Annotated in this window: 11 protein-coding genes and 1 pseudogene; 8 read left to right on the top strand and 4 right to left on the bottom strand. The window is 65.2% G+C overall.

The annotated features are described in order from the left end of the window. Window positions 1-114 precede the first annotated feature (114 nt). Window positions 115-657 (bottom strand): DUF721 domain-containing protein, encoded by a 543-nt coding sequence (locus tag SBA_RS04170; RefSeq protein ID WP_261935992.1) that lies wholly within the window; start codon window positions 655-657, stop codon window positions 115-117. Between the two features lie 26 nt (window positions 658-683). On the opposite strand from SBA_RS04170, the gene SBA_RS04165 reads away from it, so the two are divergent. From SBA_RS04165 to SBA_RS04145, 5 genes are all read left to right on the top strand, one after another. Further along, window positions 684-1,751 carry an A/G-specific adenine glycosylase gene (locus SBA_RS04165; RefSeq protein WP_261935991.1) on the top strand — a complete coding sequence of 356 codons (1,068 nt, stop codon included), beginning with the start codon at window positions 684-686 and terminating at the stop codon, window positions 1,749-1,751. Continuing rightward, the gene (gene nudC / locus SBA_RS04160; protein WP_261935990.1) at window positions 1,738-2,670 is read left to right on the top strand and encodes an NAD(+) diphosphatase; all 933 of its coding nucleotides are present in this window, start codon (window positions 1,738-1,740) and stop codon (window positions 2,668-2,670) included. Before SBA_RS04165 ends, nudC begins: the two co-directional genes overlap by 14 nt. A gap of 45 nt (window positions 2,671-2,715) precedes the next feature. Beyond that, entirely contained in the window at window positions 2,716-4,062 is a 1,347-nt protein-coding gene (locus SBA_RS04155; protein WP_261935989.1) for a TldD/PmbA family protein, read from the top strand. Next, window positions 4,049-4,852: an inositol monophosphatase family protein gene (locus SBA_RS04150; protein WP_261935988.1), complete on the top strand. Its 804-nt coding sequence runs from the start codon at window positions 4,049-4,051 to the stop codon at window positions 4,850-4,852. Before SBA_RS04155 ends, SBA_RS04150 begins: the two co-directional genes overlap by 14 nt. 277 nt (window positions 4,853-5,129) lie before the next feature. Further along, a complete protein-coding gene (locus tag SBA_RS04145) occupies window positions 5,130-7,205 on the top strand; it encodes a TonB-dependent receptor domain-containing protein (RefSeq protein WP_390902384.1) in 2,076 nt (691 codons plus the stop codon). Window positions 7,206-7,278: 73 nt separating this feature from the next. Here SBA_RS04145 and SBA_RS04140 read toward each other — a convergent pair whose 3' ends face one another. Continuing rightward, entirely contained in the window at window positions 7,279-8,658 is a 1,380-nt protein-coding gene (locus SBA_RS04140) for a HAMP domain-containing sensor histidine kinase (protein WP_261935986.1), read from the bottom strand. Window positions 8,659-8,667: 9 nt separating this feature from the next. After that, a complete protein-coding gene (locus SBA_RS04135; RefSeq protein WP_390902431.1) occupies window positions 8,668-9,357 on the bottom strand; it encodes a response regulator transcription factor in 690 nt (229 codons plus the stop codon). Window positions 9,358-9,608: 251 nt separating this feature from the next. Here SBA_RS04135 and SBA_RS25255 point away from each other — a divergent pair, with 251 nt between their 5' ends. The 3 genes and pseudogenes from SBA_RS25255 to SBA_RS04120 all read left to right on the top strand — a co-directional run. Next, window positions 9,609-10,211, top strand: coding sequence for a type IV toxin-antitoxin system AbiEi family antitoxin domain-containing protein (locus SBA_RS25255; RefSeq protein ID WP_390902383.1), 603 nt, complete (start codon window positions 9,609-9,611; stop codon window positions 10,209-10,211). A gap of 55 nt (window positions 10,212-10,266) precedes the next feature. Further along, a complete protein-coding gene (locus SBA_RS04125) occupies window positions 10,267-12,714 on the top strand; it encodes a TonB-dependent receptor (protein ID WP_261935983.1) in 2,448 nt (815 codons plus the stop codon). Window positions 12,715-12,860: 146 nt separating this feature from the next. Beyond that, window positions 12,861-13,007 (top strand): annotated as a pseudogene (locus SBA_RS04120) (IS5/IS1182 family transposase); the annotation flags it as partial. Here SBA_RS04120 and SBA_RS04115 read toward each other — a convergent pair. Further along, a complete protein-coding gene (locus SBA_RS04115) occupies window positions 12,970-13,146 on the bottom strand; it encodes an Arm DNA-binding domain-containing protein (RefSeq protein WP_315975817.1) in 177 nt (58 codons plus the stop codon). The pseudogene SBA_RS04120 and the gene SBA_RS04115 overlap by 38 nt on opposite strands. Between the last annotated feature and the right edge of the window lie 147 nt (window positions 13,147-13,293).

Below are 13,293 nucleotides of genomic sequence, written 5' to 3'. Positions count from 1 at the left end.
GGCGTGCGTCCGTAAATTGGTTCCGCTGAACCGGAACCGAACAGCGTCGTTTTTGACGCGATGTGCAAGTCAATCGCTTCAGTCTTTTCTGGCGCGATTTTCAAGTCGATCGCTTCAGTTGATCTTGGGCAATCCGCTGCTGTTGGCAAGCCCCTGCGCAAGCGATTCGAGCACGGCGCGCAGTTCGGGATCGCCGATGTCGCGCAGCGAATCGCCCAGCTCGACCGGAATGGGCTTGAGGTTGCGGGGCGGCGGGCGGCGTTCGGCCGCCACGGGCCTGATATCGCCCTGCCGGATCGCGACCTTCACCACGGCGGCATAGCCGAAGAAACGGTTCACCCGCTCGACGATATCGGGCAGCATATGCTGCACCATCGGCCCATGACCGCTCATGACCGTCAGTTGCAGCGTGCCGCCGGCCTTCTGCCCCACCGGGAAACGGATCGATTCGGGCGCGGAAATGCCGGCATAATGGGCGCCGACGATCTCCGCCCAGCGGGTGACGATGCTGGACTGGACGAAGCCGAACTTGCGGAAAGCGGCGCGGCCGATGTCGGGCATCAGGTCCGCGATCGCCCGCGGCGCGCCCACGCGCGGCCTGTCTTCGGCCGGCAGCTTGCGACTCTTATATTTCGGGGGGGCCGGGCGTTCCGTCATGGCCCGCTTAATGGCATAGGGTCGCCATGCGCGTCGAGGGTAGAGCCACAAAAATCGCAAGCGACCTGCTTGCCCATTATGACGTCCATGCCCGGCGGCTGCCGTGGCGCGCGCCGCCGGGCAGCAATGCCGCCGATCCTTACCGGGTTTGGCTGTCCGAAGTGATGCTGCAACAGACCACGGTCGCGGCGGTCGGCCCCTATTATGCGAAATTCCTGGCGCGCTGGCCGACGGTTCAGGATCTGGCGGCGAGCGAAGACGCGGACCTGATGGCCGCCTGGGCCGGGCTGGGCTATTATGCCCGCGCCCGCAATCTGCTGGCCTGCGCGCGGGCGGTGGCGCGCGACCATGGCGGCGTCTTTCCCGATACGGAGGACGGGCTGCGTTCCCTGCCGGGGGTCGGCGCCTATACCGCCGCGGCCGTCGCGGCGATCGCGTTCGGCCAGCGCGCGGTAGTGGTGGACGCCAATGTCGAACGGGTGGTGGCGCGGCTGTTCGCCATCGCCACGCCCCTCCCCGCCGCCCGGCCGGCGATCCGCGCCGCCGCCGACAGCATCACGCCCGATGCCCGCGCCGGGGATTTCGCGCAGGCGATGATGGACCTGGGCGCGACCATCTGCACGGCGCGTAATCCGGCCTGCGGCATCTGCCCGTTGCGGGAGGATTGCGCCGCGGTGCTGACCGCCGATCCCGCCGCTTATCCCGTCAAGGCGGCGAAGAAGGTGCGACCGCACCGCACGGGCCATGGCTGGTGGATCGAGCGCGACGGCCATGTCTGGCTGGTGCGCCGCCCGGACAAGGGACTGCTGGGCGGGATGCGGGCGCTACCCAGTTCCGACTGGGGCGATGCGCCCGACCCGACGCCGCCGATCGCCGCCCGCTGGACCACGATCGAGACAGATGTCGCGCATGTCTTCACCCATTTCTCTCTGGCGCTGCGCGTCCACCATGCCCATGTGGAAGCGAACGAAACGCCGGAGGGCGCAGGCGAATGGTGGCCCATCGACCGCATCGGCGAGGCGGGGCTGCCGACATTGTTCGCACGGGCGGCCGACGCGGTGAGGAAGGAAAGGCAGGCAGATGCACGGAACTGATCCAGCGATAAAGGCCGTGCCGGGCTTCGTCGGCAGCAACCTCGACCGGGTGGACCATATCCGCACCAACCCCGCCTTGCTGGCCGAGACGTTCGCAGATCCGGCGGCGCGCCTGCTGGTGCTGGACGGGCTGGAGCCGGTCGAGATGGACGGCCATCTGCTGCTGGAGCCGCTGACGCCGGACGCGCGGGTCGAGGATCATGTGCTGCTGGGCGTCGATCCGGGCAAACGGCCGATCTTCGCCCGGCTGGTCGCGAACCTTGGCCTCAATCTGGTTCCCACGCCGCGCAGCCGGGCCATCGCCGACCTTGTACCGACCGAAGAAGTCGCCCTTTACGGCACCGCGCGCAGCCTGGTCCACTGGCATGCCCGCCATCGCCATTGTTCGGTCTGCGGCGAGACGACGCAGCCGGTCAAGGCCGGCTGGGCGCGCAAATGCGAGGCGTGTGCCGCCGAGCATTTTCCCCGCACCGACCCGGTCGTCATCATGCTGGCCGAATATCGCGGGCGCATATTGCTGGGCCGGCAACATGCCTGGCCGCCGGGTCGCTATTCGGCGCTGGCGGGTTTCGTCGAACCGGGCGAGACGATCGAGGAAGCGGTGGCGCGCGAATTGCTGGAGGAAGCGGGCGTGCGGGTGCATAAGGTCCGTTATGTGATGAGCCAGCCCTGGCCCTTCCCCTCCTCGCTGATGATCGCCTGCATCGGCGAGGCGCTGGACGATGCGCTGACGCTCGATCCGACCGAGATAGAAGATGCCTTCTGGTGCGACGCGGATCAGGTCCGCGCGGCGATGGCGGGCGATCCCGATGCCCCCTTCCTCGCCCCGCCGACGATGGCGGTGGCCTGGCACCTGCTCGACCATTGGCTGGCGGGCGTCGCCGCACCCAGCCTTGTTAGCGCAAGCGCAAGCGCGTAAGGCCGATCCCCTTCCCTTCCTGTTTTTGAGGACCATTTTCCCTCCATGCTCAGCCTAGAAGAAGCCCAGTCGCGCGCGCAGGATCTGGTCAGCGCCGCGCGCAAGGCCGGTGCGGACGCCGCCGACGCCATCTATGCCTGCAACGCATCGACCAACGTGTCGGTGCGGCTCGGCGCGCTGGAGGATGTCGAACGGTCCGAGGGCGAGGAGATCGGCCTGCGCGTCTTCATCGGCCAGCGGTCCGCCAGCATTTCCGCGTCGGACATGAACCCGGCGACGCTCGCGACATTGGTCGATCGCGCCGTCGCCATGGCGCGCGAAGCGCCCGAAGACCCCTATGCCGGCCTCGCGCCCGAAGACCGGTTGCTCAAGAAGCGCCCGCCCGCGCTCGACCTGACCGACGAGGAGGAGCCGGAACCCGCAGCGCTGCGCGAACGCGCGCTGATGGCGGAGGAAGCGGCGCGCAGCGTGCCCGGCATCACCAACAGCGAGGGCGGCGGCGCCGCGAACGGCCGCAGCCAGGTCGCGTTGGCGACCAGCCACGGCTTTGCCGGCGCCTATGCCGGCACCAGCCATTCGACCTGGGCCAGCGTGCTGGCGGGCACGGGCGCCGATATGCAGCGCGACCATGCCAGCCATAGCGTGCGCCATCTGGAGGATCTGGACGATGCCGAAGCGGTCGGCGTCCGCGCCGGCCAGCGCGCGGTGGCGCGGCTCAACCCGGTCAAGGTCGAGAGCGGCGTCATGCCGGTGATCTTCGACCCGCGCATCGGCTCCAGCCTGCTCGGCCATCTGATCGGCGGCATGGTCGGCCCGGCGATCGCGCGCCGGTCGAGCTTCCTGCTGGAATCGCTGGGCGAGGCGCTGTTCGAGGCGGGCGTCACCATCATCGACGATCCATTGCTGCCCCGCGGGATGCGATCGCGGCCATTCGATGGCGAAGGCCTGCCGGTCGAACGGCGCGCGCTGATCGACCAGGGCGTGCTGACCGGATGGCTGATGGACAGCGCATCGGCGCGCCAACTAGGCTTGGAGCCCACCGGCCATGCCAGCCGCGGCGGCAGCGGCGCGCCGGGCGCCAGCATCACCAACGTCCATATGGAGGCCGGCGCCATCTCGCCCGGCGACCTGATGGCGGACGTGAAGCGCGGCCTCTATGTCACCGAACTGATCGGCATGGGCGTCAATGGCGTGACCGGCGATTATAGCCGGGGCGCGGCGGGCTTCCTGATCGAAAATGGCGCGGTCGCCCATGCCGTGTCGGAAATCACCATCGCCAGCAACCTGAAGGCCATGTTCCGGGCGCTGACGCCCGCGAGCGACCTGCACTTCCGCTATGCCATGAACGTGCCGACCGTCCGCATCGACGGGATGACCGTTGCCGGAGGCTGAGGCCCATCTCCGTGCGGTCATATCCGCCGTGGCGGATGCGGCCGACCATGCGCTGACGCTGTGGGCAGGCGGGGAAACCCGCGTGCGCCAGTGGGAAAAGGTGCCCGGCCATCCGGTGTGCGAGGCCGACCTGGCGGTCGACGCCATGCTGCGCGCGCGGTTGGCGGCGATCGACCCGGACGCCGGCTGGTTGTCGGAGGAGACGGCCGATACCGTCCATCGGCTAGGCGTGCCGCGGGTGTGGGTGGTCGATCCGATCGACGGCACGCGCGATTATCTGCGCGGGCGGCCGGGCTGGTCGGTGTCGGTCGCGCTGGTCGAGGATGGCGCGGTCCAGATCGGCCTATTGGCGGCGCCCGCGCGCAACGAATTGTGGGTGGCGCAACTGGGCCAGGGCGCAACGCGCAACGGCCAGAGGTTGCGCGCAGGAAGCCGGACCATGCTGCCGGGCGCGCGGGTGCCGGCCGACCAGTTGCCGCGCGTCGATCGCGATCTGGTGACGGTGGACAAGCCCAACAGCATCGCGCTGCGCATGGCGATGGTCGCTGCCGACGAAGCCGATCTGGTCGCCACCGTGCGCTGGGGCAATGAATGGGACGTCGCCGCCGCCGCGCTGATCGTGCAGGAGGCGGGCGGCGCGGTGACTGATGCGCTGGGCGATCCACTGCGCTTCAACCGGCCGCAACCCACCGCCTTCGGCCTGCTCTGCGCCGCGCCCGGCATCCATGCCGCCGCCGTAGAGCGGCTGGCGCCCCGCGCACGCGAGATATTGGGCCAGTCGCCAGCCTAGAATGGCAAAGGGCGGGTTCCCGATCCATATTGCTGATCCTTGCGCCATATTGCGCTGTGTGTCGGTAAAGGGCAGGCAGTGCCGATCATCGTCTCCGTTCCGTAAAGAAACATTGCCCGGCCGCCGCCGTGCAAGCCTTTGATTGACCGGCCAGGACCGACACCACATCAGCCACCCAGAATCTAACGCGACTTAGTCGCAATATTAGTTTTGGGGGTCTTCCATGTTTGCTTCTGCCTTATGTTCGCCGCGTCCTTCTGGGCTGCAGGCCAGCCTCATGGTCCTCGCATGTGCCCTGTCTGCCCCAGCGCTCGCGGCTGATGCGGCGCCCGTGGCAGGCGACGACCAATCGGGCGCAATCGTTGTGACGGCGGCAGGCTATGAGCAGAATATCGTCGAAGCCCCCGCCAGCATCACCGTGCTGGGCCGCGAGGAATTGCAGGAGAAGCGCTTCGGCAGCCTGGCCGAAGCCCTGCAGGACGTGCAGGGCGTCGATGTCGGCGGGGAGGCGGGCAAGACCGGCGGCCTCAATATCTCGATCCGCGGGATGCCCAGCGACTATACGCTGGTCCTGATCGACGGCCGCCGCCAGAATGCGCCGGGCGGGGTCACGCCCAATGGTTTCGGCGAAACCTCCACCAGCTTTCTGCCGCCCTTTTCCGCGATCGATCGCATCGAAGTGGTGCGCGGGCCGATGTCGACCCTTTACGGCTCGGATGCGATGGGCGGCGTGGTCAACATCATCACGCGCAAGGTCGGCAACCGCTGGGTGGGCACCGCAAGCGCCGAAAGCACGATCCAGGGCGACGATCGCTTCGGCAATATCCAGTCGATCAACGGCTTCGCCCAGGGACCGATCGTCAGGGATCTGGTCGGGCTGACCTTGCGTGGCAGCGTCTTCCATCGGGAGGGGTCGAATATCGACATTCCCGGCGACCCGGCGCTGACGCTGGGCCGCAACCCCGTGCGGTCGGACGTCTATACCTATGGCGGGCGCCTGAGCATCACGCCCCAAGCCGATCATGACCTGTGGATCGAATATGACCGCAATGAACAAAGCTACGACAATAGCAGCGGACAATTGGGCACGTTGGGGTCGGGCGGCTACGCACCGGAGCAACGGTTCAATCGCACCAATTATGTGCTGGCGCATAGCTGGCGCATGGGCTTCGGCCAACTCGACACGACGCTGACCCGCAACGATACCGAGACGATCGGCCGCCTGATCCCCAATGGTACGCCAGGCGCGACGCCGGGCAGTGCGCGGACATTGGAAGCGCGCAACGACATTGTGGATTCGCGCTTCGCGGGCAAGTTCGGTCCGGTCGCCTTCACCGTGGGCGGCCAATATTGGAAGGCGCGGATGGTCGAGGGTGTGGCGCCCGAACCATTCACATTCACCCAATGGGCGGGTTTTGCCGAAGCGACGCTGACCGTGACGGACGGGTTCAACATTACCGGCGGCGCGCGCTATGACGACCATTCGACCTTCGGCAACAAATGGTCGCCGCGCGCTTATGCTGTGTGGAATATCAACGATGTGCTGACGCTGAAGGGCGGCGTCAGCCGGGGATTCAAGACCCCGCGCGTCGAACAGATCGCCGAAGGCATCGTCGGCTTCGGCGGTCAGGGTCGCATCCCGCTGATCGGGACGCCGGGCCTGACGCCGGAAACCAGCACCAGCTATGAAGCGGGCCTCTATTATGACGGACAGGGCTTCTTCAGCGGCAATGTCACCCTGTTCAACAATGACTTCGATGACAAGATCGCGTCCGGCCCCGGCATTCCCAACTGCCAGTTCGCAGGCAATCCCAACCGCCCCGGTTGCCTGGACGTAGGCCCCTTCCCGACCGTCGACCTGCTCGGTCAGTCGATCAACATCGACAAGGCCCGCACCCGCGGCGTCGAAGTGGCGACCCGCTTCGCCTTCACGCCCGTCGTCTCGTTGTCGGTCAACTATACCTATACGGAAACCGAACAACTGAGCGGTGCGGAGCAAGGCCTGCCGCTGGTGGGTATGCCCAAGCATATGCTGAACGGAAACCTGCGCTGGAAGCTGGGCGACAGGGCGAGCATGTGGGCGCGCGCCGAAATACGGTCCAGCCGCTACCGCGGCAATAATGCCCAGCAGGCGGCCGTGGGCGATTTCCGCAGCTATGAGGTGTTCCACCTCGGCGGTTCGTACCAGATCGCACCGGCCTTCCGCCTCGCGGCGACGGTCTACAATATCCTCGATACCGACTATGCGGCCTATGTGCCATATCCGAACGGCCCGACGACCGCCTATACGCCAGCCTATTCCATCAACCAGGAAGGGCGCCGGCTCTGGCTGTCGGCGACGGTGGACTTCTAGGATCCAAATGCAAGGACATGCGGGACTGGAGGCCGATCCGTCGCCTTTCGGTTCCGCCTTTCTTGCGGGAAAATCATGCTTTTGAGGGCAGCGCCGGAATCCTGATCATGAAGCAAAGCCCCTGGTCCGACGGCATGATGTCGATTGTGCCGCGATGGGCGTGGATGATCGCCTTCACCATGCTCAGGCCCAGGCCGTGCCCCGGCTTCGATCGTGTGGGATCGAGGCGCACAAGCCGCTCGAAAATGCGGTCGCGATCGTCCGCCGCGATGCCCGATCCATCGTCGCTGATGGTCAGGATGGCCTCGTCACCGGCGGACATGAGCGCAATCGTGGCGTCGGCGCCGTCGCCCGCATGGGCAAGAATATTTTCCAGCATGTTGGCGACGGCGCGTTTGAGTAGCTGGGCATCGCCGGATATCGTCACGTCCGTCAGGGACGCTGTGATCGCCCGCCCCTCGTCATCGAAGGCGGGACGATAGGCTTCGACGATTTCGCCGAGGATATCGGACAAGGAAAGCGGAACGAAGCGTTTGCGCACCGCCAGCCCCTGCACTTCGGAAACGCCCAGCAAAGCTGCGAACAGATCGAGTAACGCGTCCATGTCCGCGATCGTCCGCTCCAGGGTCTGTGTGGTCGCATCGTCGGGCGCCTCCAGCAGCAGGGCTTCCATATCCTGCCGGATGCGCCCCAGCGGCGTTCGCATGTCGTGCGCGATGTCGCTGGACACCTGACGCAACGAGCGCATCAGCATGTCGATCCGCCCGAGCATCCTGTTGAGAATGGTGGAGATGCGATCGAACTCGCTGCCCGAACCGTCGATCGGAATGCGACGGGTATAGTCGCCCTCGATAATGCCCTGCGCCGTCCCGCTGATCAGAACCAGGCGGCGCCGGACCAGCCGGCCGAAGGCGATCGTACTGACCGTGCCCGTCAACAGAATGATGCCCAGCCCCACCAGCGCGGCGATCAGGATGCGGTCGTCGGCGCGGCTGAGCGCATCGCGATCGCCGGCGACCACGATCTGACCGCCATCGGGCAATGGACGGCTGAGCGCCTGCGCCACGCCTTTGGACCCGTCCGGCCGACGGATAGGCAGGAACTCGCTCCAGCCGGTCGGCGGAATGTGCGGGATCAGACTGCCGGCGAGCCGCCGTCCCTGGGCATCGGCCAGGGCGTAGAGCATCAAGCGCCCGTCAGCGCCGCTGTCCGCGAGATAGCCGGTGCCGTTCGTCGCGCCGCCGTCACGCAGGCGCACCAGTCGCGCCAGAGAGGCCGCGCCGTTGGTGGTGTGATAATCGAGTAGCGCATCCATCTCCATTTCGAGGCGATGGTCGATCTGCGCCTCGATCTCATGATGGGAGATGAAGATGGCGACCGCGCCCAGAGCCAGAGTCACCAGGCCCGATATGCCGGCCGACAGGATGGACAGGCCTTTGATCGTCCGGGGCATGACCACGACCTACGACGCGCTGCTGACGATCATATAGCCAGAGCCGCGAATGGTGCGGATCAGATTTTCGGCCCCGCCCTCGTTCAGCTTCGTGCGCAATCGACTCATATGCGTCTCGACGATGTTCGTTTTGGGATCGAAGCCGAAATTCCACACCCGATCCAGAAGCATGGTCCGCGTTACCAGCCGGTCGGGGTTGCGCAGCAGATATTCGAGCAGGCTGAACTCGCGCGGCTGCAGGTCGATGATCCGGCCGGACCGCTTTACGGTTCGGCGTATCAGATCCAGTTCGATACCGCCAACGCACAACATAAGCTGCGCTTCCGCCCTGTCGCCCGGCGGCGGTCGCCGCGCCAGCGCCCCAAGCCGCGCCGCCAGTTCAGCGAAGGCGAAGGGCTTGATCAGATAATCGTCCGCGCCGCCTTCCAGCCCGGCAACGCGGTCTTCGATGCCGGACATGGCCGACAGGATGATCGCGGGCGACTGGCACCCCGCGTTGCGCGCGAGCTTGAGCACCGTCAGGCCGTCCAGGCCCGGCACCATGCGATCCAGCACGAGGATGTCGAAGGCTTCCGCCAGCGTGCGCGCCAGCGCCGCCTTGCCCTCGCCCTCGACGACGACATGGTGGCCCAGCTCCTTCAGTCCGCGTGCGAGATAGTCCCGCATGTCCTGATCGTCTTCCAGCAGCAATATCCGCATCGCACCCGCCTGCTCATTCCTATCCTCCATGCGTCAAACTCCCCCCATTTAACATTGGCATTTCTATACGATTTCCCAATGTTTCCCGAATTGATGGACCTGTCGCGCCGTATCAGTAAAGACGCGCCATCTGCGAGTCATTATTATTATCGTTCGCAATATGGGGCTGAAATGGCGGGCAACGCGGTTATCTCAGGTGTATGCTTCGGCGTGCCGATCGCCCGGCCCATGGCGATCGGAGGGGGTGAGGCATGATGTCGGGCCGTGCGCTCAATCGACGCAATATCCATGAAAAACAGGCCATCGCCTGCCTGCGGGGCCGTGGCGACTTCGAACTGCGCCATGTCGCCGATGACCGGCAGGCTTTCGCACGGCTGTCTGCGCTGGCCCGCGGTCGCGGCCTGACAATCTTTCCGCCTGGCGCCAGGTTCATCAGCGACGGCGAGGTTGCACTTCTGGCCGATCTTGCCGCTGCGCAGCGCCTGGCCGGTCGCGCATATGTGGGTGGGGACGAACAGGATCGCGCGGCGTTGCTCCAATGCGCCGCGATTTTGCGCGAGGCCGGCATCTGCCTGCCGATGGCGGTTTTGCAGAGTGCGGCACCTGGTCGCGCGCGCGGTAAAATCCAGACTGCAAAGGATCGCCCTATGACGGGAATGGCACGCAATCGCGCGCTTTCCCTCGTTCGGGCACGGGAGATTGCGAGCACCCATGATTTCGCCGAAGCCGGCGTCTCGCGCCAATCCGTGAGCCGTTTTTGCAAGGACGGTCTGATCCAGCGCGTGCGCCACGGCTGGTATCGCGCAGCACCACTTCTGCCGCGCAACGCATCCGCTGCCCGGCTGCATGGATAATTTCGACAGAGCCGGACCCAACCGGCTCCTTGTTTCACGCCAGAAAGGGGCAATAATGAACCATAGCAACATGCGCGACCGCGCGCCGACCTCCACCTGCTTCCTCGCCTTGAGCTGTGTCGGGCTTTTCATCTCCGCCGCGCCTGCCATCGCACAGAATGGCGATCAGGCCGCCGACGAAACGCAGGGCCGCAAGCTGGGCGGCATGGTCGTTACCGACACCGCAATCGACGAGCAGGGCTATAAGGTCGACAAGGCGGATTCGCCCAAGTTCACAGCGCCTCTGGTCGATACGCCGCGATCCATCACCGTCATCCCCGCGTCGGTCATCAAGGATACGGCGTCGGCGTCCCTGACCGAGGCGCTGCGCACCGTGCCAGGCATTACGCTGGGCGCGGGCGAAGGCGGCAATCCACTGGGCGACCGCCCCTTCATCCGCGGCTTCGACAGCCAGGCCAGCACCTATCTGGACGGCGTGCGCGACGTCGGCGCGCAGAGCCGCGAAATCTTCGCCGTCGAGCAGATCGAGGTGGTGAAGGGCTCCGACAGCACCACCGGCGGTCGCGGCGGCGCGGGCGGTTCGCTCAACCTCGTTTCCAAGACGCCGAAGGCGGACCGGTTCATCGCCGCGAGCGGCAGTCTCGGCAATGCCGACTACAAGCGCGCGACGATCGACATCAACCAGCCGATCAACGATTTCGTCGGCTTCCGCCTCAACGCCATGTGGCACGATCAGGACGTCGCCGGTCGCGACGCCATCTGGTCCAAGCGCTGGGGCGTGGCGCCATCGATCAAGCTGGGTCTCAATGGCCCGACCAGCCTGACCGTCAGCTATTATCATCTCGACACCGACGAACTGCCGGATTCGGGCATTCCCTATCTCTACACCATCGCCAACGCCCCCGCCGGCGTCACCGAGACCGGCCCTGCGCGAACCTTCACCGCCCTGGACGACGGCGCGAAGATCAGCGTGCCGCGCGGCGCCTATTATGGCCTGAAGGATCGCGATTTCCGCAAGACCAAGGTCGACAATTTCACCATCCGCGCCGAACATGATTTCGGCGGCGTCACCCTGCGCAACACCAGCCGCTATGGCCGCAGCACCCAGGGCTATGTCTGGACCCAGCCCGACGACCAGCAGGGCAATGTCGCCAATGGCCTGGTCTGGCGTCGCAACAACAACCGCTATAGCGAAACCGACGGCCTGTTGAACCAGACCGACCTGTTCGGCGAATTTGCGATCGGCGGCATCAAGAACAGCTTCGCCGCCAGCGTCGAATTCAGCGAGGAAAAGGCGGCCAACGGCACCTATGTCTCCAATGCGCAGACGGGCGTCGTCATCACCACCGGCATCAACGCCGTCGGCGGCCGTTGCGGGGCGATCTCGATCGCGAACTATAACTGCACCAGCGTCGATAATCCCAACCCCAACGATCCCTGGGTCAGCTATGCCGCCGACGGCTCGTCGGTCGTCTCCCCCATCGTTCGCAGCCTGCGCAAGACCTGGACCATGTCCAAGACCACGACCCAGGCGGCGTCGCTGTTCGACACGATCACCATCAGCGACAAGCTGCTGATCAACCTGGGCGGTCGGTTCGACAAGTATAAGACGACCGTCAGCCCCGGCCTCGCCGCGACCGCAACCGCCAACCGGATCGTCCTGGAGCGCGAGGACGACCTGTGGACCTATCAGGCCGGCATCGTCTTCAAGCCGACGGAAAGCAGCAGCATCTACGCGTCGACCTCGACCGCCGCGACGCCTCCCGGTTCGTTCATCGCGAACGGCGCGGAGGGCAATGCGCTCAACACCACCAGCCAGGCGCTGACCGACGCGCTCAAGGTGGAAAAGACCAAATCCTATGAAATCGGCGCCAAGGCCAATCTGTTCAACGACAGCCTGGCGCTGACGCTGGCGGCGTTCCGCACAGAAACCAAGAATGCCCGCGCCACCAACGATGCCGGTACCGTCGCCTTTATCGGCGAACGCCTCATCAAGGGCATCGAAGTCGGGTTCAACGGCAATATCACGCCGGAATGGAACGTCTTTGGCGGCTACACCTATATGGACTCCGAGATCGTCGACGGCGGCTTTACGGCGACCACCGTCAGCGGTGTCACGCTCTATGCACCGTCGGTCAATACCGGCAAGCAGTTCCCGAACACGCCCAAGCACAGCTTCACCGCCTTCACCAACTATAAGGTGACGCCGGCCTTCACCATCGGTGGTGGCGCGATCTACATGAGCAAGGTCTATGGCGGCTATTCTGACCTGCGCACCATCACCAACGGCGCGGTCGTCATCACCAAGGAACTGGCCCGCATGGTGCCCAGCTACTGGCGCTTCGACGGCAATGCGTCGTACAGCTTCAGCGACGCGGTGAACCTGCAGGTCAACGTCAACAACGTCTTCAACAAACGTTATTACGACAAGGCCTATGCCGCCCATTATGCCAACCAGGCGGTCGGGCGGACGGCGATCGCGACCCTCAACATCAAATATTGAGCTTGCCCGCCCTCCTCGGGGGTAAGATGGCCCACCTCGCAAGGGGTGGGCCATATTTTTGGAGTGATCGACATGCCGACCCGTCCTGCCTTATGCGCGAACGGGCCAAGGCGCTGGCAGGGTCGCCGGAGCGATGCTTTAGGGGAAAAGGATATCCCCCCTGCATCCCCGGTCGCAAATCTCGGAACAAGGCCGTCAAACACGACAAGCGCCGCTACAAATGGCGCAACCGCATCGAGATCATGTTCGGCCGCCTCAAGGACTGGCGACGGGTCGCGACGCGCTACGACCGGTCTTGGCCTTGCCGTCGAAACGATAATTCATGCGCCAGTAGCGACCGCCTTGAGGTGTCACCAGTCCATGCCCGTCCGCCAGCTCGTAGAGCTTTTCTCGGGGTTTCGCTTTGGCCAGCGCGAGGGCTGAAAGTGCCATGAGGGTATCTCCCGTGGCCATGTTGGCCGATACCCACAAAGATACCTTCAGGTACCCCGAATTCCCAAATCCACGGGTGTGTTGATTGCTGCTGAGAAGTGACCCGGGGTTTTCATCGAGAAGTGACCCACCTTGCGATTATGTTTC

Source organism: Sphingomonas bisphenolicum (genome assembly GCF_024349785.1).
GTDB lineage: Bacteria > Pseudomonadota > Alphaproteobacteria > Sphingomonadales > Sphingomonadaceae > Sphingobium > Sphingobium bisphenolicum.
This window is presented reverse-complemented; position numbering and strand designations above follow the sequence as displayed.

Bases quoted from the DNA above. Each gene is read 5' to 3' on its own strand.
- SBA_RS04170 (WP_261935992.1), bottom strand. From the start codon at position 657: ATGACGGAACGCCCGGCCCCCCCGAAATATAAGAGTCGCAAGCTGCCG.
- SBA_RS04165 (WP_261935991.1), top strand. From the start codon at position 684: ATGCGCGTCGAGGGTAGAGCCACAAAAATCGCAAGCGACCTGCTTGCC.
- nudC (WP_261935990.1), top strand. From the start codon at position 1,738: ATGCACGGAACTGATCCAGCGATAAAGGCCGTGCCGGGCTTCGTCGGC.
- SBA_RS04155 (WP_261935989.1), top strand. From the start codon at position 2,716: ATGCTCAGCCTAGAAGAAGCCCAGTCGCGCGCGCAGGATCTGGTCAGC.
- SBA_RS04145 (WP_390902384.1), top strand. From the start codon at position 5,130: ATGGTCCTCGCATGTGCCCTGTCTGCCCCAGCGCTCGCGGCTGATGCG.
- SBA_RS04140 (WP_261935986.1), bottom strand. From the start codon at position 8,658: ATGCCCCGGACGATCAAAGGCCTGTCCATCCTGTCGGCCGGCATATCG.
- SBA_RS04135 (WP_390902431.1), bottom strand. From the start codon at position 9,357: ATGCGGATATTGCTGCTGGAAGACGATCAGGACATGCGGGACTATCTC.
- SBA_RS25255 (WP_390902383.1), top strand. From the start codon at position 9,609: ATGATGTCGGGCCGTGCGCTCAATCGACGCAATATCCATGAAAAACAG.
- SBA_RS04125 (WP_261935983.1), top strand. From the start codon at position 10,267: ATGAACCATAGCAACATGCGCGACCGCGCGCCGACCTCCACCTGCTTC.
- SBA_RS04115 (WP_315975817.1), bottom strand. From the start codon at position 13,146: ATGGCACTTTCAGCCCTCGCGCTGGCCAAAGCGAAACCCCGAGAAAAG.